The following is a 25,977-nucleotide window of genomic DNA, read 5'->3' as shown; positions in this document are numbered from 1 at the left end:
ACGGCGCTTTTGCTAGGCGGCCGCCTCGTCGCTTTGACGGACGTCCAGCTTGTGCTTTTTGCTGTAGACGAACGTCAGGATGCCGGACAAGAGCGTCAGCGAGCCGATGAACAGCAAGTAGCCGCTGATCCCGAGCAAATCGAGACCGATTCCGGTAATCCCGAGCGCGAGCAGGAAACAGGTGCGATCCAGCATGCTTTTGAACGAGAAAAACCGTCCTTGCTGGTGGGCGGGCAGCCGCTTCTGAAAGATCGTCGCGATCACCGGGAAAAAGAAGGCGACGACAAAGCCGAACAGGGAAAAAGAGGACAGCACCATGGCCTTATGATCGGCAAACGACATCCCGAATTGCGAGAGGGCAAAGAAAAACAGCATGAGCGTCGAGGCTGCGACCAAGTTTTTGCCGCCGATCCACCGTTTGGCAAGCAGGCCGCCGATTAGGATGCTCGTTCCTTCTACGGCGTAAATCCAGCCCATGAGCTGAGGCGCCTGCTGGAGTTCGCTGAGGTTGAGAATCAACAAATTGATGCCGCCCAAAAACAGCGTAATCAACCCGTTGTTGATAAGCCCGACAAACAGCGCCGGGTCTTTACGGGCAATCGTCAGCACTTCGCGAAACTCCACTTTTTCCTTCAGGTTGCGCGAGGCGACAGGAGGAATGCGCAGGAACAGCGTGACGACGGCGAGAATCGCGTACGCAATCATCGAGCAGACGTACAGCATGGACAGCTCCATGGAGACGACGAGAATGCCCCCGAGGGCCGTTCCGCCGATGCGCGACAGCGTGGAAATGTTCAAGTAGGCGCTGTTCGCTTTCAGCAGTTCATCCTTGGTCAAGATGGCAGGCAGGGAGGCTTGCACGGTCGGGAAGTAAAACGCCGCCGACACTTGCATGACGAGCAGCGAGACAATCATCCACAAAATCGAATCGTACGCGAGTGCGGGAAACATAAACACAGGACTCAAGGTTCGAGCCAGGCTGGCACAGAGCATGATTTTTCCTTTGTCGTACATGTCGATGACGACGCCTGCTTTCGGAGCAAGCAAGATGCTTGCGATCAGGCCGGTCATCAAAATCAGCCCCTTCACGGTTTCGGAAGGGATCAGGCTCTGCATGAACGACAAATTGGCAATAATGGAAATCCACATGCCTGCCCCAGCGACGATCTCTCCTGTCATCAGCAGGAGAAAGGTTCGGTTACGCCACAACATGAGAGCCACTCCAAATCTTTTTTAGTTTTTGACAAAAAAAATGAACCGATCGATTTTTTCAAAACGGTACCACTCAGTATAGCATCTGCCCAAATATTTGTATATTTATTGTCAATAGATGTATGCTTCCTGGCAATAACGGGCACATTACAGGAACAATGGGCGGCGATTACGCAACAAAGGAGCTTATCGTAAATGGCGCGAAAACGTACGCTGCTTCTCCTGATCGGGTATGGGTTTGCTGCCACGCTCGCCATTTTTTACGGGCTGGTAGAACGGCACAGCTTGTTTGTCACGTTTGTTTCGTTTCATTTGGCGGTCTGTGTAGCAATCCCGCTGTTGCATGGCTGGTGGGAAAAAAGCTTGCAAGAGCATTGGCGCTTGGCGTGGGGCCTCTTTGAAAAACGAGGGGCGCTTTTCGGGATTGGGCTGGGGCTGCTGTTTTTTACAGGAATCCTGACAGGACTGTGGCTGATTTTGCAGGCGGAGGGCAGGCCGGACATCGTGCGGGCCGGGCTGGAGTCATGGGGGGTGAACCGCAACTGGATCGGTTTGTTTGCGCTGTATCTGGTGGTCGTCAACTCGCTTTTGGAGGAATTGTTCTGGCGAGGCTTTGTCCTGCAGCGAATGCTGCGCTCGCTCTCCCGTGTCGTCTCCGTGTTGCTCACGAGTTTTTTTTACACGTTGTACCACCTGATTATCACGACGGCCTTGTTCGGCGTGTGGCAAGGCTTGCTGCTTACGACCGCGGTGTATGGCGCGGGCGTCATCTGGGGGTGGATGAAAGGGCTGTTTCCGTCCATCTACCCGACCTGGTTCAGTCATTTGCTGGCGGATTTGGGGTTGGCGCTGGCTGTTGTTTTCTGGATTTATTAGCGTAAAACAGACGAAGGGGGAGATCGCCATGCTGGCGCTGCACGAGGAAGTTACGCTGCGCAAGCGTCTGCTCAGCATCCTGCGGCAAAAAAACGAGCACGTCCAGCTTTACTTCGATACATACGGCTTCACGCCAACGGGACCACTGCTCGCTTATTTGCGCGCGATCAAAGGGTGGGCGAACCTCCGGCGTGCCGATTTGTGGCAGGTGGTGGAAAATGACCCGGAGCGGCAGATCGAGTGGGATGGGGGCGAGTTGATTCGTGCCACGTACGGCTTTGCGCCGAGCCAGACGGCAACCCGGCTCACAGAGGTGGAACCTCCGGCGCGCCTGTATTACGGCACGCACGCAAAGCTGGTGCAGCAAGCGCTCGCCGGGGGACTTTTGCCGATCGCAAGCGAGCACGTCCAGCTTGCTTTTCGGGCAGAAGACATCGGGATGCCGGAGGACACGCTCTGTTTGCTGACCGTTCAGGCGGCTCGGGCGCGGGCAACCGGCATCCGATTTTTCCAAGGGAGCGGAGCATTTTGGTTCAGTGAGGCGATTCCAGCGGCTTTTGTCGCGGAGTGAGCGCATCAGGTTGCGGAATCGGGATCGTTCTGTTTGCCTTGGTGGAGCTGTAGCTGGCGCTCTCGTTCCGCGAGGACGTCGCTGCGGTCGCGCAACGTGTGCTTGTTTAGCAAAAACGGATCATTCATGTCGCTGTCGCGATACTCCGGCTGATTTTGCTTGGCACAGGCCGCTTTGTACGCGGCAATCAGCTCGGCTGCCCGCATCGGCAAGGTGATGCTGCGGTAAGGCAAGCCTTGTTCAATCTCTTCCAGGCGGACTGCCAAGAGGCGCTCCAGGGCCGTGCTGTCCAAGCCGAGGCGCTCCAGCTCCGCGTGATGCTGTTTCACCAGCGCGTGGGCACTTGTGAGCATTTTGCGGGCGCCGTTTACGTTGCCGCGTCGGTGGTGGTACAGCCCGACGGCAATTTGAATCAAGCCGACCCAGACAGACTGGCGCTCCGCGGGTGGAGCGCTTTTCCAATATTCTTCCAAAATCTCGTGACACTCGAAATAGTCGCGTTCGACATGAAACTGAACCAGGTAGTCCAGATACGGCTCAGGATACATGATGGACTTCACCTCGCTCTTTTTTGTAAGAAAAAACGCCTCGACGCTTTGCGGGCAAGCGGCTGTGGCTGTTTGCCGCCAACCACAAGGTCGTGACCGTTATGTTTTCAACGGTTTGTTTATGTACTATTATAAAGCATAGAGTAGAGAAATCGAGGTGGGAAACACGATATGACAAGAGATGAACTGATGGCTGTCTTGGAAAAAAAGCGAATGACCGAAATCATAGAGCTGATTGAGGATGCCGAGCAAGGCGAACTGGAGGAGCTTGAACTGGTGGAAAGCCTGGGGCTGCTGATGGACCAGGAGCTGAACAGGGAAGTTCTTTCCCTTTTGGAGAGCCTTGGCGTTACCATCGTGTATGTGAGCGGTGACGAAGAGGACGAGGAAGACAGCGAAGACGACGAAGACGAGGATTAAGAAGAAACCAACCTAGCTCTTTGCGGCCAGGTTGGTTTTCTTGCTGATTTGCCCCTACTTTTGGGTCCAGACCCGGTTTTTGTTGCGGGTCGCGGGAAACTTTTCGCCTTTGTCCAGCTCGATAATCATCGGGTCCTGTACGCTGGCGCCGGTTTCCCCGATTTCCATGTACACTGCGTTTTTTGGCGACTTGTCGCCTTCACGAAAACGGCTTTGTTCTCCCATAGGGACACCTTCTTTCTCGCAATGTGTGATCTGCCTTAGTATGGCCGTCGCGGGGATGTTCATGCTGGCTGCCTCTATTGACGTTCGATTCAAAATTCATATACGATGGTTTCAACGATGGATGAAGAGGTGAATTCATGCTACGCCTGACCCTGCAAAAGGATTCGAATGTGTCGTACCACGAACAGCTCTACCAACAAATTGCTTCCTCGATTCGCAGCGGAGAAATTCCGCCGAATGAGCAGTTGCCGACGGTCAGGGAGCTAGCGGCACAACTGAAGGTCAATTACAACACGGTTCGCAGCGTTTATCTCCGCTTGCAGCAGGAAGGGATGGTCGATTCGCGTCAAGGGCGCGGGACCATTGTCAGCAATATTGTTAACGATCCTCTACTGACCCGCAATCCCGCGCATCTCGCTTTGCTGGCCAAAGAGACGCTGCACAAAGTAAAGGCCATGGGCTATTCCATGGATGAATTTACCCGTGTCCTCTCGTGTGTCATGCTGGAGATCAACCAGTTTCCTGTCCTGTTTTTGCGTTTCACAGAGCTGGAGCTTGCCGAGTATTTGCGCCTGGTGCAATACCATCTCCCCAGTGTCATGCTGGAGGGGCGGACCTTCGATGATTTTGCCCAGCGAGTCGAACAGGACCCGAGCTTTTTGCAGCAATACAAGGCGATCGTCACTCACCCTTCCGTTAATTTGCGCATGAAGCACCGTTTGCCGCGAGAGGCTCCGCCTGTCGTCAGCCTCGATTTTATACCCGATCCGACTACGGTCATTCCGGCCATGGAGGCGTATCCCCGCCATACAAAAGTCGGGCTGGTCTGTGCGACGATCCGCGGTGCGGCAGGAATGATAAATGACTTGTACAACGCAGGCATCACGCATCTGGATATTCGGACGATCGAAGCGAATCATCCCGACGTGTTCGACCTGATTACGAATTGTGATGTCGTCTACATATCGAAGCCCGGCTATATGGTCAGACCGCATTTGCTGACGCTGCCAAAAGTAAAGGAATACCAGGAAATTCCCGATCACCACGGAATCAATGAACTGCGCAAGATCGTGACGCAATGATTTTTTGCCTGTTATGCCCTTATTTTCTGGCGGTTTGCAGAGCTTTTTCCTTCCTGATATGTACAAAAGCCGCCGGCAGCCTGTCTGCCGGTTGTGCTGTTTTCAGGCAAGACATCCGCTGATTTTGCCGCAAGAATAGACAAGTGTACCATGCCGATGCACCTTCACCTACATACTTTGTAGATGTAACGAACAGGAGGGGGTGAGGTTCATGGGTTGCGGATGCAGAAAGTCTCATTGCAAGTGCTACTACAAGAAGTGCTGCAAGAGGAAATACTACAAAAAACATTGCTACTACAAGCCTTACTACAGAACGGAATGTAAAACTGGTCGTGAAAGCTGCGGTCACCATCACCATCACGGCGAAAGCTGCGGACACGGCGGTTACGGGTCCTCTTGGGGTGGCCACGACAGCAAATATTAATTCATCGAAAAAAAGCGCCTTTACGGCGCTTTTTTCGTGCTATCCAGTATAAGGGCCACTATGACTGCGTCAATGGTTCGGCGCAGCCAAGTTTTCGAATTTTTTCGCAAGTTTGCGGTGCTGGCATCGTACACTACAGTAGCGAAGGGAATGGGGGAATGCAAATGAACCATCTGGTTGGAAAAGACGAGCGAATGTGGGCCATGATCGCACATTTGTCCGCGCTGATCGGCTTTCTGATCCCATTTGGCAATGTGCTGGGGCCGCTTTTGGTCTGGTTGTTCAAACGCGAAGAGGGCCCCTTTTTTGAGGAGCACGGCAAGGAAGCGCTCAATTTCAGCATCTCGGTCACGATCTACGCAGCCATTTCCAGCATCCTGCTCATTGTCTTCATCGGCGTGATTTTATTGACCGCCCTGTTCTTTTTCTGGATCGTCTTCGTCGTGATTGCCGCCGTTCGGGCCAACGAAGGGAAAACGTACCGCTATCCGCTGACGTTGCGATTTATCAAATGAGTGATTCGCCATCGAGCAGCCGTTCCTTTGGGAACGGCTTTTTTTCGTAATTTTCCCGCAACAGGCAGGGTGAATGGTCATTCATCGCGAAAAACTAGGGAGGACAAAGAATCGGGGCGAAGGGAGTGGGAAGTCATGCTGACTGGCGTTACGGTTGTCGATTTTTCTCGTCATCTGCCTGGGCCGATCTGCACCATGCGACTCGCTGATCTGGGAGCGGAAGTCATCGAGGTGGAGGCGTTTCGCGAAGACGAGCACGCCTCGGCGGTTTTTCCCAGCCCGTCTGCGGCCAGAGAAACGGGAGCGTTTTCCTTGCGTTCGCATCGCAATCACAAGAGCATTTCGCTTAACCTGCGGACAGATGAAGGAAAGGCGCTCGCGTTTGCTCTCGCCAGACAGGCTGACGTCGTGGTGGAAAGCTACCGTCCAGGTGTCATGCGCCACCTCGGGCTTGACTACGATCGCCTGTGGGCCGCTCACCCGGCTGTCATCTACTGCTCGGTCACCGGGTACGGACAGAGCGGGGAGATGCATCAGCTCGGCGGGCACGATCTCAACGTTCAGGCGGTCAGCGGCTTTCTCTCCCTGCTGCGCGATGCTTCCGGCAAGCCAGTCCTGGCAGACATTCCTCTCTCCGATTACGCCCTGGGTCTGTACGCAAGCGAGCAAATTTGCGCGGCGCTGGTGCAGCGGGCACGAACCGGGCGCGGCGCCTATCTGGACGTGGCCGCCGCCGACTTGCTCGCGACGTGGGTAGGGCTGCAGGCGATTTTTACGGCTTGCCAGGCTACCGCGAGTACGAATCAGAGCAAAAAGGGGCTGTTGGCGCATCAGGTGTTTGAAACCGCCGACGGGCAGTACGTGGCGCTCGCCGCTGTGGAGGAGCGCTACTGGCTGAGCTTTTGCCGGGCGGTGGGCCGGGCTGACTGGGAGGCGTATCACCGCGGGACGATCGCGGAGCACCCCGAGGTATGGGAGGAGCTGAAAGCCTTGTTTTTATCCCGCACACAGGCGGAGTGGAACGAGCTGGGGAGCGAGGTGGATTGCTGTCTGACGGCGGTGGAGGAAATGGAAAACTGGTCGAATATTCGCTATGTGTCCGAGCGGGAAATTGCCTACACGCTTCCTTTTCTGGACAAGCGGGAGCCGACCGGCGCAGCGAAAAGCCCTAGCCCTGGCGCTTCCGACCGCAAAGCCCCTCCGTGGCATGCCGACTGCACGGCAGAGTTGCTCAGGCGAAAGCTGAACATAACGGATGAAGGCTTGCGCAAGCTCAAGCGGCAAGGCGTCATCCCGGAGTCGTCCGTATAGAAAGGAGAAGAGACAACTATGGAGCAAGAAGTCCAAGCAACCCCGCTTTTGGTGAAAAAAGAAGAGGGCGTCTGCACGATCACGCTCAATCGGCCGCGCGTGCTGAACGCGATGACGGTCGAGATGTTTGCGCTGTTGCAAACGTCGATTGCGGAGGCGGCGGATGATCCGGAGGTGGAAGTGCTCATTCTCAGAGGAGCAGGCGGCAATTTTTGCTCCGGCGCTGATTTGACCGTGCTGACGGCGCTAAGCGAAAAAGACGAAGCGGATGAGGCGCTTGCGGTCATTAACGATTTTATTGCGCGGCTGCACCAGATGCCGAAGCCGGTAATTGCCGTCGTGGAAGGGGTGGCGGTCGGAGCGGGGCTCAATCTGGCGCTGCATGCCGATTTTGTCATTGCCACGACAGATGCCGTGCTGCAGGAGCCGTTTGTCCAGATCGGACTGACTACCGACTTTGGCGGCACGTATTTGCTGCCGCAACTGGTAGGAACGGCATGGGCGAAACGGCTGGCTCTGCTCGGGGAAAAAGTTTCCGGGCAAACAGCCGAGCAGATTGGCTTGATCTATCGTGCGGTTGAGCCAGCGCTCATCGAGCAGGAGGTGGAAGCGCTGGTGGCTGCCGTGCGGCGCTTGCCGCGACAGGCGTATGCCGTTACGAAAGAAGGGCTGGGACGGTGCCAGTTTAACGGGCTGGAGTACGCGCTCGCCTGGGAAAAGCAGCAGCAGCCGTCCTTGATCGCCCATCCTGCGTTTCAATCGCTGGTACGTGCCAAAATGAAACGGACGTAAAAACGCTACAGCGCTACTTCGGCAAAGGGATGTTCAGCTCGTGAATGCGCTGGCCGGATTCCGCGCTTTCCTCGAACAAGGTAAGGACAGGGGCTTTCAGCTTGGCGGCGTCGAGACTCAGGTTGATGGCGAACGTGCCCCATTCGGGTGCCTCTTGGCTGGCTGTGACAAAGCTGTCGGCCAGCGTGTTGCCTTCGTCTGTCACGACAAAGCGCACGGTAGCTTCGAACACGCGGGCTTCGCCTTTTACGGCGTATTGGCCGGGTCCTGTTTTCGTTACGGCGATGTTGCGAAACGCTTCGTTCTCGTACTTGCCGCCTTGCTCGCCGGCAGGCTGTTCCGTGGCGCTGCTAGGCAACGGAAGTGCAGCGGCTGGCACACAGACGGAGCCGACCGCGAGAAGTGACACGATCATCAGTTTTTGGGGAAAACGCATGCGATCCCTTCCTTTTCCAGAGTGATGCTACGCTTTTAAGATGGCGTGCCAGCAACTGTTTTATGCTGGAAAAGTCGCTCGCCTCAACAATGGGAACGGGGAAGGGAAGAATATCCGTTGAGCGAGAGTGAATTGTGTGGTAAAGTAGGGATATCAAGATCCTGCGATGTACGTAAGACCGTAAATGTTTCTAACCTTATACGTGTTTTTCGGGAGACGGAAATTTGCGTTGGATGTCAGGCCCACCTCCCTTTTGGGGATGCATGGGAAGGCTGAAGGGCAGAAGGGTCACCCACCTGTGTGAGCGCAGGTTATAGAAACATGAGGTCAACGGCAGAGCGGGGACTTGGCAGCATGCAAAAGCAAAGATTGGCCGATAGCATGAAAAAACCACTTGGAGACTTCCAGGTGGTTTTTCTATGTTTGGGGTGCGGAGCGAGACGACGTGCAGGACGTTGTTCGTCTCAATGGGTCGTTTTGTTTTGCTTGCCGGAACCGTGTCCCTGGCCCTGGCTTTGTCTGCGCCCCGAATCCTGGCCGTCCTGCTGGTCGTTGTTTATGATCGTCAGGCTTTGCTCCAGCGATTGCGAATCTTGGGCGTCCTGCAGAATTTGGTACATTTGCAAAAAGTTCGCTTTTTGACCTTCCGGAATCCCTTTGATACGGACGGTCAATTCTTGTGGACCGCTTTGCTGTCCTTGCCCCTGTCCGCCTTGGCTGCTCTGCCCGCTTCCTTCGCCGGAGGTTGGCTGCTCGTCAAGAAAACTGAGGAACATGGAGTCGCTGTCCTGAAAATCTTGCCCGCCGCCACTCGATTGCTGCCCGCCGCCGTTCTGTCCACCGCTGCTTTGTCCGCCTTGTCTGCCGTTTTGCTGCTCAAACAATATGCTGAACTCGTTTAGATCAGTCTGGATGATGCCGATGACGTTCATCCTGATCCTCCTTCCAAAATTGAAAATGGGCTGGAATCCTGTTTCTTGCCAAAGGAGCGTGCAACAAGCCCTTCACCACTGCGATGGCAAATGCCGTAAACACCAAGCTCGATCATCAGTAAGGCTGGCCAGGCAGGACACGGCGCGGACCAAAAAGGCGAACACGAACCAAAACAGTCAGTCGTGCAAGCAAACTATGGTTGCGGGGCGAAGCAGGATAAGGAGCAGCAAGCAGCACGAAAGGCAAGCAAGCGGGTCATGCTTGCCTTTGATGCAACCGGAGGTGACGTTTTCGACCGCCAACGCCCGGCGAAACAATGCGTCCGTTTTCGTTAGCGTATGCAGGCTGATTCAAAAACGAGGACACCCATCCATGCTCTTAGTATGAGCTTAGGGAGTTTCGCTATGCGTGGGGGAAGCGTTCGCTTTCAGGCGGCGAACGAGCGCTTCATCCGGGGTGACGTACAACGTGCGCTGCTGCTCGTAAATGACGTAGCCCGGCTTGGCGCCGCTCGGCTTTTTGACGTGCCGAATCAAGGTGTAGTCGACAGGAATCTGGCTGCCTTCTTTGGCGCGGCTGAAATAGGCGGCCAGGTTGGCGGCTTCGAGCAAGGTTTGATCGGAAAACTCGCGGGCGCGGATGACGACGTGGGAGCCGGGAATGTCTTTTGTATGCAGCCACGTTTCATGCGCAAAAGCCAGCTTGTTTGTCAAAAACTCGTTTTGCTTGTTGTTTTTTCCGACCAAAATTTCGGTGCCGTCTGACGAGACGTACCGTTCCAGCTCGGGGCGCGTATCCTTTTTCTTGCGCGGTCCGCGCTTTTTCCGGTCGCGCATGTAGCCTTGCTCGACCAGCTCTTCGCGAATTTCTTCCGCTTCCTTCAGGCTGGCGTGGCCGAGTTGGACCAAAAGGCCGTCCAGGTAAAGAATTTCCGCTTTGGCTTGCTCGATCTGCTCGCTGACGATTTGCAGGCTGTTTTTCGCTTTGTTGTACCGTTTGTAATAGGCCTGCAAATTTTCCGAAGGAGTCTTCAACGGGTCCAGCGGGATGGTGATGGTGCTGCCAGCCTCGTCGTACCAGTTGACGGTGACCAGTTCGGTGTCGCCGCGCTTCATCTGATGCATGTTGGCGGTAATCAGCTCGCCGTACAGGCGGAACAAATCGGCGTCGTGCGCCTCCTGTAGCGTTTGCTCCAGTTTCTCGATCTTCTTTTCGTTTTTGTTGCGCTCGGCCGTGACGAAGCGAATCAGGTCGTGGGCGCGTTGCTTGACCGTATCGCGCAGAGCTTTGCCCTCGTAAAATGCCTGCAGGCAGGCTTGCACGGAAGGGTACGGCGTGGCGGTGCCATCGCCGCCATCGGTCAGGTGCGTCAGCTCGACGACGTGAAAATACGCTTTGTCGGGGCGTTCCACAATCGCAGGCGCGTAGTTGTGCGCCTTGACCGCTTCCATGACCGAGGAAAAAGCTTGCCACAGCGTGTCGCGATTGGCCAGCTTTGCCCGGTGGACGATTTCTTTTGCCAAAAGCGGGCTGATGCCCATGTAGCGGTCGACGATTTGCTTGTCCAGCCGCCCGCTGTTCCAATCGATGGAGGAAATGAACGCCTGCTCGGTGACGGTGAGCGGATCGTGTTTGTCCTGGCTCGGCGGGGAGACGTACGGACGTCCAGGGGTGACTTGCCTGTATTGGCTGATCGCCAGCGTCACGTGCATGGCACTGTCGAGAATCGTTCCCGTTGCCGGATCGACGAGAATAATGTTGCTGTGCTTGCCCATGATTTCCATGATAATGCGGCGGAGCGCCGTGTCTCCCAGCTCGTCGCGGGTGCGGATATCCATGTGGATGATCCGCTCCATGCCGATCTGTTCGATCGATTCGATCAGCCCGCCTTCACAATGCTTGCGCAGCAGCATGCAAAACATCGGAGCTTCCAGCGGATTCGTAAACTCTTCGGTCGTAAGGTGAATCCGGGGGTACGTCGGATTGGCAGACAGCAAGAGCTTGACTGTTTCTCCCGGCGTGCGTACTTGCATGACAATATCGCTGTGGTGCGGCTGGTGAATCTTGGAGATGCGACCGCCGACACATTTATGTAACTCCCGCGCGACGGCACGGGTTACTACGCCATCAAATGCCACAATCACTCACCTCAATCGTTAAAAATGCCTGGAACGTAAAAAAAGATGCCAGAAATGGTTGCCAGTCACAGTGTAGCACAAAGCGGGGGAGGGAGGAATCTTGTTGTCGCCCTGCGGCTTCGGTTGACACTGCCAAGAGTTGTCTCCTATAATAAATTAACGATTTTGCGTCTGTGGAAGTGAAAACGATGGTTCGGAGCATGACAGGTTATGGACGGAAAGAGGATAGCAGGGGCGCTGTGCGGTTGACGGTGGAGATTCGCGCCGTCAATCATCGGTATTCCGAGATACAGGTACGCCTGCCAAAAGCTTGGAGCATGCTGGAGGACCAGGTGCGCAAGCTGGTGAGCCGGTACGTCCGCAGAGGTCGTGTCGATGTGACCATTGCGATGGACGGGAAAAGTCAGACGGCTTCCGCTGTCGAGATCGACTGGCAGGTGGCCGAGCAGCTCGTCTCGCTGTCACGCACGATGGCTGAGCGCTTTTCGTTGCAGGAGCCGCTTGGCGTCAAGGAGCTTTTGCTCTTCCCTGGCGTGTTACATACAAAAGAAATGACAGAAGACAGCGACGAAGCGGCCGAATGGCTGCTGGATCAGGTCAAGGCTGCAGCGATCGATTTGCTCTCCATGAAAGAGGCGGAGGGCAAGCAACTGTACGCTGATTTATCCGGACGGCTCGAACAGATTGAAGCGTGGGTCAAAGAGCTTCAGCAATTGGCTCCTGTGGGAATCGAGGAGTACCAGACCCGTCTTCGCCAGCGATTGAACGAATGGGCCAGCCAGGCTCCTTTTGAATTGGACCTTGCGCGCGTGGCTCAGGAGGTTGCTTTTTTCGCTGACAAGAGCGATATCAGTGAGGAGATTACCCGCCTGGAAAGCCATTGTCTCCAGTTTGCCAAACAGTTGGAAGCAAGCGAAGCGATCGGGCGAAAGCTGGATTTTTTGCTCCAGGAAATGAACCGGGAAGCCAATACTATCGCTTCCAAGGCGAATTATTTGCCCATTTCCCACCTCGCTGTGGAAATCAAGACGGAACTGGAGAAAATGAGAGAGCAAGTACAGAACGTCGAGTAGCATGAAAGGATGGGCTGGGCCGTTATGGCAATCAAGCTAATCAATATCGGATTTGGCAATATTGTGAATGCCAACCGCATTATTTCCATTGTAAGTCCGGAATCTGCTCCGATCAAACGGATCATTCAGGAAGCGCGCGATCGCAACATGCTCGTGGACGCTACCTATGGACGCCGGACGCGTGCTGTGATTATTACAGATAGCGATCACGTCATCTTGTCAGCGGTACAGCCGGAAACAGTGGCGCAGCGCCTCTCGACGAAGGACGACGAATCGGACGAATAAAGTAGGAGTGTAAACAATGAGCATGGTTGATCGCGGTCTCCTTTTGATTCTCTCCGGACCTGCGGGAGTGGGGAAAGGCACGGTATGCAAGGCACTTCGGGAAAGAATGCCCGAGCTGGTGTATTCCGTATCGGCTACCACACGTTCTCCGCGCCCGGGCGAGGTGGAAGGAGTTAATTACTTTTTCAAGACAAAGGAAGAGTTCCAGCAAATGATTGAGCAGGACGCTCTTCTGGAATGGGCAGAATACGTAGGAAACTTCTACGGCACGCCCCGCCAGTTTGTGGATGAAATGCTGAACGAAGGGCGCGACGTGATCCTGGAGATCGAAGTCCAGGGCGCGCTGCAAGTAAAACAGCGATTTCCGCAAGGGACGTTCCTGTTCCTGGCCCCGCCTGATCTGAACGAGCTGGAAAACCGGATCGTGGGACGGGGAACGGAGACGGAGGATGTGATCCGCAAGCGGATGGAAGTCGCCCGAGCCGAAATCGAGCTGATGGATCATTACGATTACGTAGTGGTCAACGATGTGATCGAATCAGCCTGCGATCGCATTCAGGCGATTATTACAGCCGAGCACCTGAAAAAAGATCGTCAGGTTCACAAATATCGCAAATGGTTGAAGGAGGTTGAATAGTTTTATGTTGTATCCATCTATCGACGAATTGACCGCAAAAGCGGAAAGCAAGTACATCCTGGTGACCGTAGCTTCCAAGCGCGCCCGCCAATTGCGTGAAAACAGCGAAATGCAGGTAGTCAAACCAAAATCCAAAAAGTTTGTAGGCGTCGCGCTGGAAGAGTTTATCTCCGACGAGCTGGTGCACGAGTTTTTGGACGGACGTAAATAAGAGCTTGCTTTGAAAAAACAACCTGTATGCAGGTTGTTTTTTTCGGATAGGGAAGAAAGGGGAGTTACAGATGGATTCGCTCGCAGAAAAACGAATTGTGCTCGGCGTCTGTGGCGGGATTGCGGCCTACAAGGCGGCTGCGCTCACAAGCAAGCTGACGCAGGCCGGCGCACAGGTGCATGTCATCCTGACGGAAAATGCGATGAATTTCGTTCAGCCAGTGACGTTCCAGGCATTGTCTCATCAGCCTGTCTACACGGATACATTTTCGGAGCCAGACCCGCACGTCATCAGTCACATCGACCTGGCGGACAAGGCCGATCTTGTGCTGATTGCTCCCGCGACGGCCAATGTCATCGGCAAAATCGCAAACGGCATCGCGGACGACATGTTGACGACGACGTTGCTTGCGACGAAAGCTCCGGTGATGATCGCGCCTGCGATGAACGTGAACATGTACGAGCATCCGGCGGTTGCGGCCAATATGGAAAAGCTGGCGTCGTTTGGCTATCGGTTTGTGGAGCCGGGGGTCGGGCTGCTCGCATGTGGCTGGGTTGGCAAAGGGCGTCTGGCCGAGCCGGAGGAAATCGTCGAAGCGGTGCAGAGCTGGTTTAGGCAACAAGCTGCACGAGACACGCAAGCAGCAGCGAAGCAAGACTTGCTGGACAAGCACGTACTCGTCACAGCCGGACCGACCCGGGAAAAAATCGATCCGGTTCGCTACATCACCAACCACGCATCGGGCAAAATGGGCTACGCTATTGCGGAGGCAGCGCGTGACAGAGGGGCGCGCGTGACGTTGATTAGCGGCCCGACCGCGCTGCCGCGGCCAGAGGGCGTCGCGTTCGTCGCCGTCGAATCAGTACAGGAGATGTTCGACGCCGTCATGGAGCATTTGCCACAGAGCGATATCGTCGTGAAGTCGGCTGCTGTGTCCGACTATCGGCCGAAAACAGTGCAGGCGCATAAAATGAAAAAAAGCGACGGCCCCTTCGTGCTGGAGCTGGACAAAGCGCCTGATATTTTAAAAACAATCGGCGAGCGCAAAACGAAGCAGTTTGTCGTCGGGTTTGCTGCCGAGACGCAAGATGTGCTGCTGCATGCGCAGTCGAAGCTGGAACGCAAAAACCTCGATATGATCGTAGCCAACAACGTCCTCCTGGAAGGCGCAGGGATGGGCAGCGATACGAACATCGTCACTCTTTTGACGCGGGACGGCGAGCAATTGGCGCTGGAAAAACTGAGCAAGCGGGCTGTGGCCGACAAGCTGTTTGATGCCGTGCTGTTGAAGCTGCAGCAAAAGCCGCTGTCTGAACTGTCATGATCGCCCAGGTGATTGTGGACGTACCGGTCAATCGAACGAATCGCCCGTTTGACTACAAGGTACCGTCCTGGCTAAGCCCGTTGATCCGCGTGGGCAGCAGGGTCATCGTCCCGTTTGGCCCGCGCAAGCTGCAAGGCTACGTGATCGGGATCGTGGAGCAGGCGGAGGGGGAAATCGCGTCGGCGCGCTTGAAGGACGTCGAGCAGGTGCTGGACGATATGCCTCCGCTCACGCCAGAGTTGCTGGAGCTTGGCGAGTGGATGTCCCGCCAATACTTGTGCCCGTGGGTGACAGCCGTCCAGGCGATGATTCCGGCTGTCTTGAAAGGCAAGTCGGAAAAATGGTTGGTCGCGACAGAAGCGCTGGAGGCAGAAGCGTGCGGCAACTCGGGGCTATTGTGGGAACTGGCGCGCAAACGGCAAATGCCGCTCGCAGAGGTGGAAAAGCAGTTTCCCGACGAGTACTTGCTCGTGCCGGGCTGGATATCGAGCGGCTTGTTGGCGACGGAATACCAGGTCACCGACCGGATTACGCGCAAGCAGCAATCGTTTGTGCGCAGCCTGTTGAGCGGGCCTGAGCTGGCAGAAGCAATCCGGTCCTTGCCAGCGCGGGCAGAGCAGATGAAAAGGGCGCTCGAACTGTTCCAGATGCATGAAGGCCAGTCTTTGTCCACCCAGATGCTGCAGGCGGAGTACGGAATCAGCCGTGCGTCGCTGAAGAGTCTGGAAAAAAAAGGATTCGTCGCCATCGAGCAGGTGGAAGTGTACCGCGATCCGTATGCCAATCGCCGCTTTTCCGACAAGCCGAAGCCTGACTTTACCCCGCTTCAGCAACAAGTTTTGGCACCAATTTTGCAATCTATAAAAATGGGCACGTACGCCTCGTACTTGCTGCATGGCGTAACAGGCAGCGGCAAGACAGAAGTGTATCTGGAAGCGATCGAACAGACGCTGGCAAAAGGGCGCGAGGCGATTTTTCTCGTGCCGGAAATTTCTTTGACGCCGCAAATGGTGGAGCGGTTCAAGGCGCGGTTTGGCGCCGATGTCGCCGTCCTGCACAGCGCCTTGTCGCAGGGAGAGCGCTACGACGAGTGGCGCAAAATTATTCGCAACCAGGTAAAAGTCGTAGTCGGGGCGCGCTCGGCTATTTTCGCTCCTTTTCGCAATGTCGGCTTGATCGTGATCGACGAAGAGCATGAAAGCTCCTACAAGCAAGAAGAGACGCCGCGATATCACGCGCGGGAAGTCGCCCTCTGGCGCGCGAAAAGAAACGACGCCGTCCTGCTGATGGGGAGCGCGACGCCTGCCTTGGAGACGTACGCCTTGGCTACGCGCGGCAGATACGAGTTGCTGGAAATGCCCGAACGGGTAGGCAATCGCCCGATGCCGCAGGTGCACGTCGTCGATATGCGCGAGGAGCTGCATGCGGAAAATCGCTCCATGTTCAGCCGCAAGCTGCACGAAATGATTGCCGATCGGCTGCAAAAAGGCGAGCAGATGGTCATTTTCCTGAATCGGCGCGGCTTTTCCACGTTTGTCATGTGCCGTTCGTGCGGCTATACGATGCGCTGCATTCATTGCGACATTTCGTTGACCTACCATAAAACGAACCATACGGCGCGCTGCCATTACTGCGGCTACACGATCGCCCAGCCTGCGCACTGCCCGGAATGCCAGAGCGAGCATATCCGCTTTTTCGGCACGGGGACGCAAAAGGTGGAGGCGGAGCTGGCGAAGCTGTTTCCCGGCATCCGCGTGATCCGGATGGACGTGGATACGACGTCGCGCAAAGGCGCGCATGAAGAGTTGCTGAACAAATTCCGCAACGGGCAGGGCGACGTGCTGCTCGGGACGCAAATGATCGCCAAAGGGCTCGATTTTCCGCGAGTGACGCTGGCGGGCATTATCGCAGCGGACAGCTCGCTGCATTTGCCTGATTTTCGCGCGGCGGAAAAGACGTTCCAACTGCTCACGCAGGTCGGAGGACGCGCGGGGCGGCATGAGCTGGCGGGAGATGTCGTCATCCAGACGTACACGCCCGAGCACTACAGCATCGTTCACGCCACGCGGCACGACTATCCGGCATTCTACCGGGATGAAATGCTGCAACGCAGGCGCACAGGGTATCCGCCGTATTTCCGGCTGGTGCTCATCACGTTCAGCCACGAAGATGTGCCTGTCGTCATTCGCGGCGCGCATACGATGGCGGACTTTTTGCGGTCGCGGCTCGCCCAGACGACAATCGTGCTCGGGCCAGTCGCATCGCCTATTGCGCGCGTGAAGGATAGATTTCGCTTTCAGATCATGCTAAAATATCGGGATGAACCGCAACTGTCTGACCTGCTTGCCCAGGCGACGGCGGCATTTGAAGAGTGGAACAAACAGCAGAAAGTATTGATGACGATTGACGTCGATCCGTACGTGCTGCTTTAGGGAGGATATGATTCACATGGCAATTCGCACAATTGTAAAACATCCAGATCCGATTTTGCGTGAAAAGGCAATGAAGGTGACCAAGTTCAACTCCAACCTGCACAAGCTGTTGGACGATATGGCTGACACGATGTACGATGCAGAGGGCGTAGGCTTGGCTGCACCGCAGGTAGGCATCTCCAAGCGCGTGATTGTCATGGATTGCGGCGACGGGCTGATCGAAATCGTCAACCCGGAAATCGTCGACCACAAAGGCGAGCAGTTTGACTATCCGGAAGGCTGCCTGAGCATCCCGGGGCTGCGCGGAGATGTTCGCCGCCACCAATGGATCAAGCTGCGCGGACAGGATCGCTTTGGCAACGAAATCGAACTGGAGGCCGAAGACCTGTTGTCCCGCTGCGCCCAGCATGAAATCGATCACCTGAATGGCGTGCTGTTCATCGACGTAGCCGACAAGGTCTATCAGGTGAACCCGGAAGAGGAAGGGGAATAACCGATTTGAAAGATGCTCGCATCCTCTTTATGGGTACGCCTGACTTCGCGGTTTCGAGCCTCGACGCGCTCATCGAAGCAGGCTATAACGTGATTGGAGTCGTGACACAACCGGATCGTCCCGTAGGACGCAAGCAAGTGTTGACGCCGCCCCCCGTCAAGGAGGCGGCTTTGCGTCATGGACTTGCTGTTTTGCAGCCGGAAAAAATCAAGGCAGAAGAAGCGCTGGAAGAAGTGCTGGCGCTGTCTCCCGACCTGATCGTGACAGCGGCTTACGGGCAAATTTTGCCCAAGCGGCTCTTGGATGCGCCGCCGTTTGGCTGCATCAATGTGCACGCCTCGCTTTTGCCGAAATATCGCGGCGGTGCGCCGATCCACAAAGCAATCGTCGACGGGGAAGCCGAATCGGGCGTGACGATCATGTACATGGTAGAGGCGCTGGACGCAGGGGACATGCTGTCCAAAGTCGTCGTGCCGATCGAGGAACGCGACACGGTCGGACTTTTGCATGACAAGCTGGCGGTCGCTGGCTCCCGGCTTTTGCTTGAGACGGTGCCTCGGCTGCTGGCAGGGGAGATTCAGCCGGAAGCGCAAGATCACTCGGCTGCGACATTTGCGCCGAATATCAAGCGGGCTGACGAAAAAATTGACTGGACGAAATCCGCCGCGCAAATCTACAACCAGGTACGCGGACTGAACCCATGGCCTGTCGCCTTCACGACATACGAAGGCAAAGTGTGGAAGCTGTGGTGGGTGGAAAAATGGCCCGAAGCTGGCAGCAAAAAAGCGCCGGGAACGATTATCGCCCGCGAGGAAGACGGCCTGGTCGTCGCGTGCGGCAGCGGGGCGGTCAAAATAACCGAATTGCAGCCGGAAGGCAAAAAACGGATGAGCGCTCTCGACTTTTTGCGCGGAGCGGGCAGCAGCATCGAAATCGGCACGAAGGTAGGAGAATAGCCCGTGGCAAAAAAGGGAGCGCGTGATATTGCGCTAGATGTATTGAACAGAGTCGAGGAACACAAATCGTACAGCAATCTGGAGTTGCGAGGCGTTCTGGACCGCGCGCAGCTCAGCGCGGCAGATACGGGGCTGGTGACAGAACTGGTGTACGGCACGATCCAGCGGAAGCTCACGCTCGATCACGTCCTGTCCCACTTTGTCGGGAACAAAAAGCTGCAGACGTGGGTGCGCAACCTGCTGCGGCTCAGCCTGTACCAAATCCGCTTTCTGGACCGTATCCCTGAGCGCGCAGCCGTTCACGAGGCGGTGGAAATGGCGAAGCGCCGAGGTCACCAAGGGATTGCTTCGATGGTCAACGGCGTCCTGCGCAACGTCTTGCGCCAGCCGGATGTGTGGGAGCGTCTGCCAAAAGGTGACCGCGCCACGCAGATCGCAGTAGAGCATTCCCATCCGGAATGGCTCGTTCGGCAATGGCTTGCGGTGTACGGCGAAGCGACGACGATCGCGATCTGCGAAGCCAACAACCGCCATCCGCACAGCTCCATTCGCGTCAATTCGCTGAAAACAAGCGCGAGCGAATTGCTGGACAAGCTCGCGGCAGAAGAAACGGCGGCGAGGCAGTCGGCGCTCAGCCCGCAAGCGATTTTGGTAGAGGGTGGGCACGCGGCCGGCTCGCGCCTGTTTCGCGAAGGCTACTTTACGATTCAAGACGAAAGTTCCATGCTGGTAGCGCCTGCGCTTGCCGCCAAGCCAGGCATGCGCGTCCTCGACGCCTGCGCGGCTCCCGGCGGGAAAACGACGCATATCGCGGAGCTGATGGAAAATCGCGGGCACATCGTCGCGTGCGACCTTCACCCGCACAAGCGCGACCTGATTGCGCAAACGGCAAAGCGGCTCGGCATCTCCATCATCGAGCCGATCACGAGCGATGCGCTCGATTTGCCAGACAGAGGCTTGGGGACGTTCGACCGGATTTTGCTCGACGCGCCGTGCTCGGGCTTCGGCGTCATCCGGCGCAAGCCAGACTTGAAATGGAACAAAACGCCAGAGGATGTTCGCGCGATTGCCCAGTTGCAGTACGAACTGCTCAAGGCGCTGGCGCCGATGCTTGCGGCAGATGGCGTTCTCGTGTACAGCACGTGCACGATTGAGCCGGAGGAAAATCAGAAGATCGTCCAGCGCTTCGTCAAGGAGCACCCGGAGTTTGTCCTGGACGAGACGCTTGCGCACGACTTGCCAGAGGCCGCTCGGGCGCATGTGGACGAGACAGGGGCATGCGTGCAGATTTTGCCGCATCATTTTGAGAGTGATGGCTTCTTTATCGCGCGTCTGAAACGAAAAAGATAGCAAGAGAGGGGTGGCGCGCCAACTGCGAAAAATGCCACTCCTTTGCCTTTGTTTGCGCTTCTGCAGATTGGTTTACACTAGGAAAAGGGATGCATTTCTGAAATGGATGCCAAAACCGTTTGAAGCGCGACGCGAGGCGAGGTACAATGATAGAATGACGATTTGTGCAAGCAATGATTTTGAGGATGTGGAAAAGAAATGCCATTCACGACATTTACAGGCGAAAAGCCGCTTATTTACAGCTTGACTCAAGACGAACTGAAAGAATGGCTCATCAGCGCAGGTGACAAAGCTTTTCGCGCCCAGCAAATTTTTGACTGGCTGTACGTAAAGCGTGTGACTTCCTTTGATGAGATGAGCAATCTTTCCAAAGACCTGCGGCAAAAGCTCGCCGAGACGTTCCGCCTGGATTCTTTGAAAGAAATTACGCATCAGCAATCGACGGACGGAACGATCAAGTTTTTGTTCCAGCTCGTGGATGGTCACGCCATCGAAACGGTCATCATGCGCCACAGCTACGGAAACAGCATCTGTGTGACGACGCAGGTCGGCTGCCGGATCGGCTGCACGTTTTGCGCCTCCACGCTCGGCGGATTGAAGCGCAACCTCGATGCGGGCGAGATCGTTTCCCAGGTGCTGATGGCCCAGCGCAAGCTCGATGCAGAGGGCGAGCGCGTCAGCCACGTCGTGGTGATGGGGATTGGCGAGCCGTTTGAAAACTTCGAGAGTCTGATGGCCTTTTTGTCGATCATCAACGACAACCGGGGACTGAACATCGGCGCCCGTCATATTACCGTCTCCACCAGCGGAATCGTGCCGAAAATTTACGAGTTTGCCGAGCGCGGCGGACAAGTGAACCTGGCGATTTCCCTGCACGCGCCCAATACGGAGCTGCGCAGCAAGCTGATGCCGATCAACCGCGGCTTTCCGCTTGACAAGCTGATGGAAGCGTGTCGTCATTATATTAACAAGACAGGTCGCCGGATCAGCTTCGAGTACGGTCTGTTCGGCGGGAAAAACGATCAGCCCGAGCACGCCGAGGAACTGGCCGACCTGATCGGAGACATGCTCTGCCACGTCAATCTGATTCCGGTCAACTACGTGCCCGAGCGCGATTACGTGCGTACACCACGCAACGAAATTTTTCAGTTCAAACGCATTTTGGAGGAAAAGGGAATCAATGTGACCATCAGACGTGAACAAGGCAGTGATATCGCCGCTGCCTGCGGTCAACTGAGGGCACAACACGCTAAAGAAACCGTGGGGTGAAGCCATGGAAATCGCGATGAAATCCCATGTTGGCCGCGTCCGTCAGATCAATGAGGACTACTATGCCTGTGTTGCCGATCTGAACGGACGCGTGCTGGCCATTGTTGCAGACGGTATGGGCGGCCATCAGGCTGGGGACATTGCCAGCCGCCTTGCTGTTGAGCGAATAGTAAAAGAACTGCGCCACCTGGATGGGCAACTCGACGCAGAAGACGCGCGCGAGCAACTGATGAATGCCGTTCTGCTTGCCAACAGGGAAGTCTACGATTACGCTGTGAACCATCCAGAGTGCAGCGGAATGGGGACGACCGTTGTGGCGGCGCTGTTGGGAGAATCTTCCGTTATCACCGCCCATATTGGCGACAGCCGTCTGTATTTTTACAATGCAGACGGGCTGGTGATGAAGACAGAGGACCATTCTCTGGTGAACGAACTCTTGAAAAGCGGACAAATCACCGAGGAAGAAGCATCGGTCCATCCGCATCGAAACGTGATTATGCGTTCGCTCGGCACGGAGCCGGATGTGTTGATTGATTTGGGACAGTTCGAGTGGTCGGAGGGCGATGTCGTCCTCATCTGCTCGGATGGTCTCACGAACAAGGTAGGCCATGCCTCTCTGGAAAATTGGTTACAGAAACAGATATCGCTGCAAGCAAAAGTGGACGGTCTGGTGCAGGAAGCGCTGGATGCCGGTGGGGAAGACAACATTACGCTGGTTGCTGTCCAAAAAAAGCTTGATGTCGGTCAGAAAGAGGGGTGAGAGAGATGGAAGGTCAACGACTGGGTGGACGGTATCAATTGGAATCCCGCGTCGGCGGAGGCGGTATGGCGATCGTATACAAAGCCAGGGATTTGATCCTGAATCGTCCGGTGGCCGTCAAAGTGCTGCGCTCGCAGTTTGGTACGGACGAAGACTTTGTCAATCGGTTTCGGCGTGAAGCGCAGGCGGTAGCAAGCTTGTCTCACCCCAATGTGGTCGGGGTGTACGATGTAGGCCAGGAAGGCGACACGCACTACATGGTGATGGAGTACATAGAAGGCTGCACGCTCAAGGAAGTCATTATCCAGCGTGGGGCATTGCCCGTAGAGGAGGCAGTGCGCATCGCCGAGCAAATTTGCGATGCACTCGATCACGCGCATCAAAACCAGATCATTCACAGAGACATCAAGCCGCACAATATCATGATCGGAAAAAATGGCAGAGTGAAGGTGACGGACTTCGGTATCGCGCGCGCCGTTACTTCTGCTACGATTACCCATACGAACGCCATGCTTGGCTCTGTCCATTATTTTTCGCCGGAACAGGCGCGTGGCGGGATTACGGGAGAAAAGTCCGATATTTACTCGCTCGGGATCGTGCTGTATGAGATGGTGACCGGGGAGCTGCCGTTTTCCGGCGATTCGCCGATATCGGTGGCGCTCAAGCATTTGCAGGAGCCGTTGCCCGAGCCGCGTCAGGTAAACCCGAACATTCCGCAAAGCGTGGAAAACGTCATCTTGAAGGCGCTGGTCAAAGATCCGTTTCTTAGGTACGCATCCGCGCGGGAAATGCTTGAAGATTTGGAGACGTGCCTGTTTCCGGAACGGTTGAACGAGGAAAAGCTAACCTTCCCGGTGGATGAGGAGATGACGCGCGTCGTTCCGATTATTACACCGGAGATGATGGAAGGGCACACGAGCGGCCGAACAGGAGTCGGACAGCGCAGCCGCCATGAGCCGTCCGAAGAAGACGAGGATGATAAGCCGCCGAAAAAATGGTGGGTCAAGGCTCTTTTCTGGGTCGGTGGCATTGGACTGTTTTTCGTGCTCGCGTTCTTCGGTTTCAACTTCCTGTTGAACGTGTTCCCTTCCATTCCTGAGGTGCCTGTTCCGTATGTGGAAGGAATCCAAGTGGAACTCGCCGAGGACAAAATCAAGGAAAAAAATCTCGTACCGCAGATTGTAGAAGAAGCAAGCGATACGATCGAAAAAGGCATGGTCATCCGTCAGGACCCGGCACCGCCGATGAGGCTGAAGGAAAAGGCCGTTGTCACCTTGTACGTCAGCAAAGGCCAGGAGCAGATCGACATGCCGAATCTGGTCACCCTGCCGCGGGCAACAGCGGAGGAAACGTTGAAAAAGAACGGCTTCAAGCTGGAAATGGTCACGTTCGTAGAGGAAGAGGACGACAAGGCCGAAGTGGGAACCGTCATCAAGCAGTCGCCGGAAGCGAATGAAAAGGTGTATCCGGGCAAGACGAACGTGAAGGTGACGATCAGCAAAGGCAAAGCGTTTGTCCCCATGCCGGATGTGCGCGGAAAATCGGTGGAAGCGGCCCAATTGGAACTGTTCAAAAAAGGGCTTGTTGTCGGAGAAATCAAGAAAGTGCCAACCTACACCACCGACAAGGCGGACGAAGTGCTGAGCACGCATCCGTACGATCCGGGCATGCAGGTGCAAAAAGGCGTAGCCGTTCCGCTGACAGTCAGCAACGGGCAGTATCCGCAAGACGCCAAGTCTGCCGTTGCCACTGTGTACGTAGAAGTAGTGCCTGGCGAGACCGTGGAAGTCAAGATCGAAGTGACAGACGCGCGCGGCGAAGCAAAAGTATTCCAGCAAGAAACAATCGCGGAAAACAAAGAATACGACGTGCCGGTCGTTCTCTCGCCGCAAAAAGACGCAGTTGTCCGAGCAACAGTCAAAAGGCAGAACGACACCGAATTCAGGGATTATCAAACCATTCCGATCTCGTATAACAGCTTGCCGTAGGATAGTGGAGGGACATGAATGCCAGAAGGACGGATTGTGAAAGCGCTGAGCGGCTTTTACTATGTAGCCGATGAGGGGCGCATCTACAGTTGCCGTGCAAGAGGGCTGTTCAAGAAAAAAGACGCCAAGGTGAACCCGCTCGTGGGCGACTGGGTCGTCTACGATGCGATCAATGAAGAAGAAGGCTATGTCATGGAGGTGGGCGAAAGGACCAATGAGCTGGTCCGCCCGCCCATTTCCAATGTAGATCAGGCTGTTCTCGTCTTTTCCATGTACAAGCCGATGTTTAGCTCGCTTCTTTTGGACAAGTTTTTGGCTCATACCGAGCACGTCGGGATCGATTCCGTCATTGTGCTGTCCAAAGCCGATCAGGTGTCGCAGGAAGAAGTGGACGCCATCGTGCGCCAATACGAGGCCATCGGCTATCAGGTGATTCCGACCTCGACGGTAGACGAGCGCGGCCTAGAGGAAGTGCGCTCCATTTTGCACGACCGGATTACCGTTTTCGCCGGGCAGTCAGGAGTGGGAAAATCATCGCTGATTAACACGCTGTTCCCTGGCGTCAGCCTGCAGACAGGCGATGTCAGCCAAAAGCTGGGACGCGGCAAGCATACAACCCGTCACGTCGAGCTGATCCCGCTTCCAGGCGGCGGCTATGTGGCCGACACGCCAGGCTTCAGTTCGCTGGAGTTCATCGACTTTACCGAGCTGGATCTGGCCGAGTCGTTCCGTGACTTTGCTGCCCTCAGCGCGGATTGCAAATTCCGCGGCTGTCTGCACGTAAGCGAGCCGTCATGTGCCGTCCAGGCGGCGCTGGCGGCAGGCGAGCTGAGCGAGGATCGCTACGAACACTACAAACAGTTCCGCGAAGAGCTGAAAGAATATCAACGGAGGAACAAACCATGGTAAAAATCGCACCTTCTATCCTGTCAGCGGATTTTGCCCGTCTGGGCGAGGAGATTCTCGATGTTGAGCGCGGGGGAGCAGACTGGATTCACGTGGATGTGATGGATGGACATTTTGTGCCGAACATCACGATCGGGCCATTGATCGTCGAGGCAATCCGTCCCGTGACCAAGCTGCCGCTGGACGTGCATCTGATGATTGAAGAGCCGGACCGCTACATCCTGCAGTTTGCCAAAAGCGGTGCGGACTGGATCACGGTTCATCAGGAAGCGTGCCGCCACCTGCACAGAACGCTCTACCTGATTAAAGAACAAGGCGTGAAGGCTGGCGTTGTGCTCAATCCGGCCACCCCGATTGCGACTATCGAGCCTGTGCTGCCTGATCTGGACATGGTGCTTTTGATGACCGTCAACCCTGGTTTTGGCGGGCAAAAATTCATCCACAACGTCGTGCCGAAAATCAAGGCGCTGCGCGACCTGCTGAACGAGCGCGGGCTGGACCATGTCGAGATCGAGATCGACGGCGGCGTCAATGCCGAAACAGCGCGCCTGTGCGAAGAGGCGGGAGCGACTGTACTCGTCGCAGGCAGCGCGGTGTTCAACCAGCCTGATCGCGCAAAAGCGATTTCAGCGATTCGCGGATAAACGAAAACGGTGAACTGAACAGGAAAAAGCCATCTGCAACAAAACGGCGCAGATGGCTTTTTGGCGTGCGAAAAAAATGGAGCGGCCGAGCAAAACGCCGTGTCCGCAACGAGGCTTTTGCCGATGCGGCAAACACAGCATCCGGCATCCGGTTTTCGGCTGGCAA

Annotated in this window: 27 protein-coding genes and 1 other RNA gene; 22 read left to right on the top strand and 6 right to left on the bottom strand. The window is 55.7% G+C overall.

All coding sequences use genetic code 11. The features are described from left to right. Nucleotides 1–12: 12 nt before the first annotated feature. Nucleotides 13–1,212 carry an MFS transporter gene (locus AC3WJN_RS01830; protein WP_005829744.1) on the bottom strand — a complete coding sequence of 400 codons (1,200 nt, stop codon included), beginning with the start codon at nt 1,210–1,212 and terminating at the stop codon, nt 13–15. 195 nt (nt 1,213–1,407) lie between these two features. On the opposite strand from AC3WJN_RS01830, the gene AC3WJN_RS01825 reads away from it, so the two are divergent. After that, nucleotides 1,408–2,088, top strand: coding sequence for a CPBP family intramembrane glutamic endopeptidase (locus AC3WJN_RS01825; RefSeq protein WP_007779246.1), 681 nt, complete (start codon nt 1,408–1,410; stop codon nt 2,086–2,088). Between the two features lie 28 nt (nt 2,089–2,116). After that, nucleotides 2,117–2,659 carry an RNA 2'-phosphotransferase gene (locus AC3WJN_RS01820; RefSeq protein ID WP_005829748.1) on the top strand — a complete coding sequence of 181 codons (543 nt, stop codon included), beginning with the start codon at nt 2,117–2,119 and terminating at the stop codon, nt 2,657–2,659. 5 nt (nt 2,660–2,664) lie between these two features. Here the strand turns inward: AC3WJN_RS01820 and AC3WJN_RS01815 are convergent, their stop codons facing one another. Beyond that, the gene (locus tag AC3WJN_RS01815; protein ID WP_007779241.1) at nt 2,665–3,207 is read right to left on the bottom strand and encodes a DUF309 domain-containing protein; all 543 of its coding nucleotides are present in this window, start codon (nt 3,205–3,207) and stop codon (nt 2,665–2,667) included. A 171-nt stretch (nt 3,208–3,378) separates the two neighbouring features. On the opposite strand from AC3WJN_RS01815, the gene AC3WJN_RS01810 reads away from it, so the two are divergent. Then, nucleotides 3,379–3,627: a hypothetical protein gene (locus AC3WJN_RS01810; RefSeq protein ID WP_005829751.1), complete on the top strand. Its 249-nt coding sequence runs from the start codon at nt 3,379–3,381 to the stop codon at nt 3,625–3,627. 54 nt (nt 3,628–3,681) lie between these two features. Here AC3WJN_RS01810 and AC3WJN_RS01805 read toward each other — a convergent pair whose 3' ends face one another. Beyond that, on the bottom strand, nt 3,682–3,852 hold the full coding sequence (locus AC3WJN_RS01805; RefSeq protein WP_005829753.1) for a YjzC family protein: 171 nt from the start codon (nt 3,850–3,852) through the stop codon (nt 3,682–3,684). Nucleotides 3,853–3,989: 137 nt separating this feature from the next. Here AC3WJN_RS01805 and AC3WJN_RS01800 point away from each other — a divergent pair, with 137 nt between their 5' ends. From AC3WJN_RS01800 to AC3WJN_RS01785, 4 genes are all read left to right on the top strand, one after another. Further along, nucleotides 3,990–4,934, top strand: coding sequence for a GntR family transcriptional regulator (locus AC3WJN_RS01800; protein ID WP_005829754.1), 945 nt, complete (start codon nt 3,990–3,992; stop codon nt 4,932–4,934). 588 nt (nt 4,935–5,522) lie between these two features. Then, nucleotides 5,523–5,873 (top strand): DUF4870 domain-containing protein, encoded by a 351-nt coding sequence (locus AC3WJN_RS01795; RefSeq protein WP_005829756.1) that lies wholly within the window; start codon nt 5,523–5,525, stop codon nt 5,871–5,873. A gap of 135 nt (nt 5,874–6,008) precedes the next feature. Further along, nucleotides 6,009–7,184 (top strand): CaiB/BaiF CoA transferase family protein, encoded by a 1,176-nt coding sequence (locus AC3WJN_RS01790; protein ID WP_005829757.1) that lies wholly within the window; start codon nt 6,009–6,011, stop codon nt 7,182–7,184. 18 nt (nt 7,185–7,202) lie between these two features. Beyond that, on the top strand, nt 7,203–7,976 hold the full coding sequence (locus AC3WJN_RS01785) for an enoyl-CoA hydratase/isomerase family protein (protein ID WP_005829759.1): 774 nt from the start codon (nt 7,203–7,205) through the stop codon (nt 7,974–7,976). 13 nt (nt 7,977–7,989) lie between these two features. Here the strand turns inward: AC3WJN_RS01785 and AC3WJN_RS01780 are convergent, their stop codons facing one another. Further along, the gene (locus AC3WJN_RS01780; RefSeq protein WP_007779225.1) at nt 7,990–8,412 is read right to left on the bottom strand and encodes a Gmad2 immunoglobulin-like domain-containing protein; all 423 of its coding nucleotides are present in this window, start codon (nt 8,410–8,412) and stop codon (nt 7,990–7,992) included. 155 nt (nt 8,413–8,567) lie between these two features. Here AC3WJN_RS01780 and ssrS point away from each other — a divergent pair. Then, a non-coding RNA gene (ssrS, locus tag AC3WJN_RS01775) (6S RNA) lies at nt 8,568–8,761 on the top strand. Between the two features lie 115 nt (nt 8,762–8,876). On the opposite strand, the gene AC3WJN_RS01770 is transcribed toward ssrS, so the two are convergent. Further along, a complete protein-coding gene (locus AC3WJN_RS01770; protein ID WP_007779220.1) occupies nt 8,877–9,344 on the bottom strand; it encodes a hypothetical protein in 468 nt (155 codons plus the stop codon). Nucleotides 9,345–9,734: 390 nt separating this feature from the next. Further along, nucleotides 9,735–11,483, bottom strand: coding sequence for an Rqc2 family fibronectin-binding protein (locus AC3WJN_RS01765; RefSeq protein WP_005831058.1), 1,749 nt, complete (start codon nt 11,481–11,483; stop codon nt 9,735–9,737). A gap of 188 nt (nt 11,484–11,671) precedes the next feature. On the opposite strand from AC3WJN_RS01765, the gene AC3WJN_RS01760 reads away from it, so the two are divergent. From AC3WJN_RS01760 to rpe, 14 genes are all read left to right on the top strand, one after another. Continuing rightward, nucleotides 11,672–12,556 carry a YicC/YloC family endoribonuclease gene (locus tag AC3WJN_RS01760; protein WP_035316859.1) on the top strand — a complete coding sequence of 295 codons (885 nt, stop codon included), beginning with the start codon at nt 11,672–11,674 and terminating at the stop codon, nt 12,554–12,556. Between the two features lie 24 nt (nt 12,557–12,580). Beyond that, nucleotides 12,581–12,841, top strand: coding sequence for an extracellular matrix/biofilm regulator RemA (gene remA / locus AC3WJN_RS01755; protein ID WP_005831055.1), 261 nt, complete (start codon nt 12,581–12,583; stop codon nt 12,839–12,841). A 16-nt stretch (nt 12,842–12,857) separates the two neighbouring features. Beyond that, nucleotides 12,858–13,478, top strand: coding sequence for a guanylate kinase (gmk, locus tag AC3WJN_RS01750; RefSeq protein ID WP_007779210.1), 621 nt, complete (start codon nt 12,858–12,860; stop codon nt 13,476–13,478). A 4-nt stretch (nt 13,479–13,482) separates the two neighbouring features. After that, a complete protein-coding gene (rpoZ, locus tag AC3WJN_RS01745) occupies nt 13,483–13,689 on the top strand; it encodes a DNA-directed RNA polymerase subunit omega (RefSeq protein WP_005831051.1) in 207 nt (68 codons plus the stop codon). A 70-nt stretch (nt 13,690–13,759) separates the two neighbouring features. Next, complete coding sequence (coaBC, locus tag AC3WJN_RS01740) at nt 13,760–15,013, top strand: bifunctional phosphopantothenoylcysteine decarboxylase/phosphopantothenate--cysteine ligase CoaBC (RefSeq protein WP_007779206.1); 1,254 nt, start codon at nt 13,760–13,762, stop codon at nt 15,011–15,013. Further along, complete coding sequence (gene priA, locus AC3WJN_RS01735; RefSeq protein WP_007779203.1) at nt 15,010–17,445, top strand: primosomal protein N'; 2,436 nt, start codon at nt 15,010–15,012, stop codon at nt 17,443–17,445. The genes coaBC and priA overlap by 4 nt, the downstream gene beginning before the upstream one ends. 16 nt (nt 17,446–17,461) lie before the next feature. Continuing rightward, nucleotides 17,462–17,938 carry a peptide deformylase gene (def, locus tag AC3WJN_RS01730; protein WP_005831045.1) on the top strand — a complete coding sequence of 159 codons (477 nt, stop codon included), beginning with the start codon at nt 17,462–17,464 and terminating at the stop codon, nt 17,936–17,938. Nucleotides 17,939–17,943: 5 nt separating this feature from the next. Next, nucleotides 17,944–18,894: a methionyl-tRNA formyltransferase gene (gene fmt, locus AC3WJN_RS01725; protein ID WP_007779202.1), complete on the top strand. Its 951-nt coding sequence runs from the start codon at nt 17,944–17,946 to the stop codon at nt 18,892–18,894. Nucleotides 18,895–18,897: 3 nt separating this feature from the next. After that, entirely contained in the window at nt 18,898–20,244 is a 1,347-nt protein-coding gene (gene rsmB / locus AC3WJN_RS01720; protein ID WP_007779199.1) for a 16S rRNA (cytosine(967)-C(5))-methyltransferase RsmB, read from the top strand. Nucleotides 20,245–20,442: 198 nt separating this feature from the next. Continuing rightward, nucleotides 20,443–21,513 carry a dual-specificity RNA methyltransferase RlmN gene (gene rlmN, locus AC3WJN_RS01715; protein ID WP_005831039.1) on the top strand — a complete coding sequence of 357 codons (1,071 nt, stop codon included), beginning with the start codon at nt 20,443–20,445 and terminating at the stop codon, nt 21,511–21,513. 4 nt (nt 21,514–21,517) lie between these two features. Next, nucleotides 21,518–22,273: a Stp1/IreP family PP2C-type Ser/Thr phosphatase gene (locus AC3WJN_RS01710; protein ID WP_005831036.1), complete on the top strand. Its 756-nt coding sequence runs from the start codon at nt 21,518–21,520 to the stop codon at nt 22,271–22,273. A gap of 5 nt (nt 22,274–22,278) precedes the next feature. Next, complete coding sequence (gene pknB, locus AC3WJN_RS01705) at nt 22,279–24,261, top strand: Stk1 family PASTA domain-containing Ser/Thr kinase (RefSeq protein ID WP_007779191.1); 1,983 nt, start codon at nt 22,279–22,281, stop codon at nt 24,259–24,261. Between the two features lie 18 nt (nt 24,262–24,279). Next, on the top strand, nt 24,280–25,170 hold the full coding sequence (gene rsgA, locus AC3WJN_RS01700) for a ribosome small subunit-dependent GTPase A (protein WP_007779188.1): 891 nt from the start codon (nt 24,280–24,282) through the stop codon (nt 25,168–25,170). Then, the gene (rpe, locus tag AC3WJN_RS01695) at nt 25,164–25,811 is read left to right on the top strand and encodes a ribulose-phosphate 3-epimerase (protein WP_007779185.1); all 648 of its coding nucleotides are present in this window, start codon (nt 25,164–25,166) and stop codon (nt 25,809–25,811) included. The genes rsgA and rpe overlap by 7 nt, the downstream gene beginning before the upstream one ends. Nucleotides 25,812–25,977 lie beyond the last annotated feature (166 nt).

This window comes from Brevibacillus sp. FW306-2-1A-C05A, assembly GCF_058781555.1.
The sequence above is the reverse complement of the archived record's forward strand: the minus strand, read 5'-3'. Positions and strand labels throughout refer to the sequence as shown.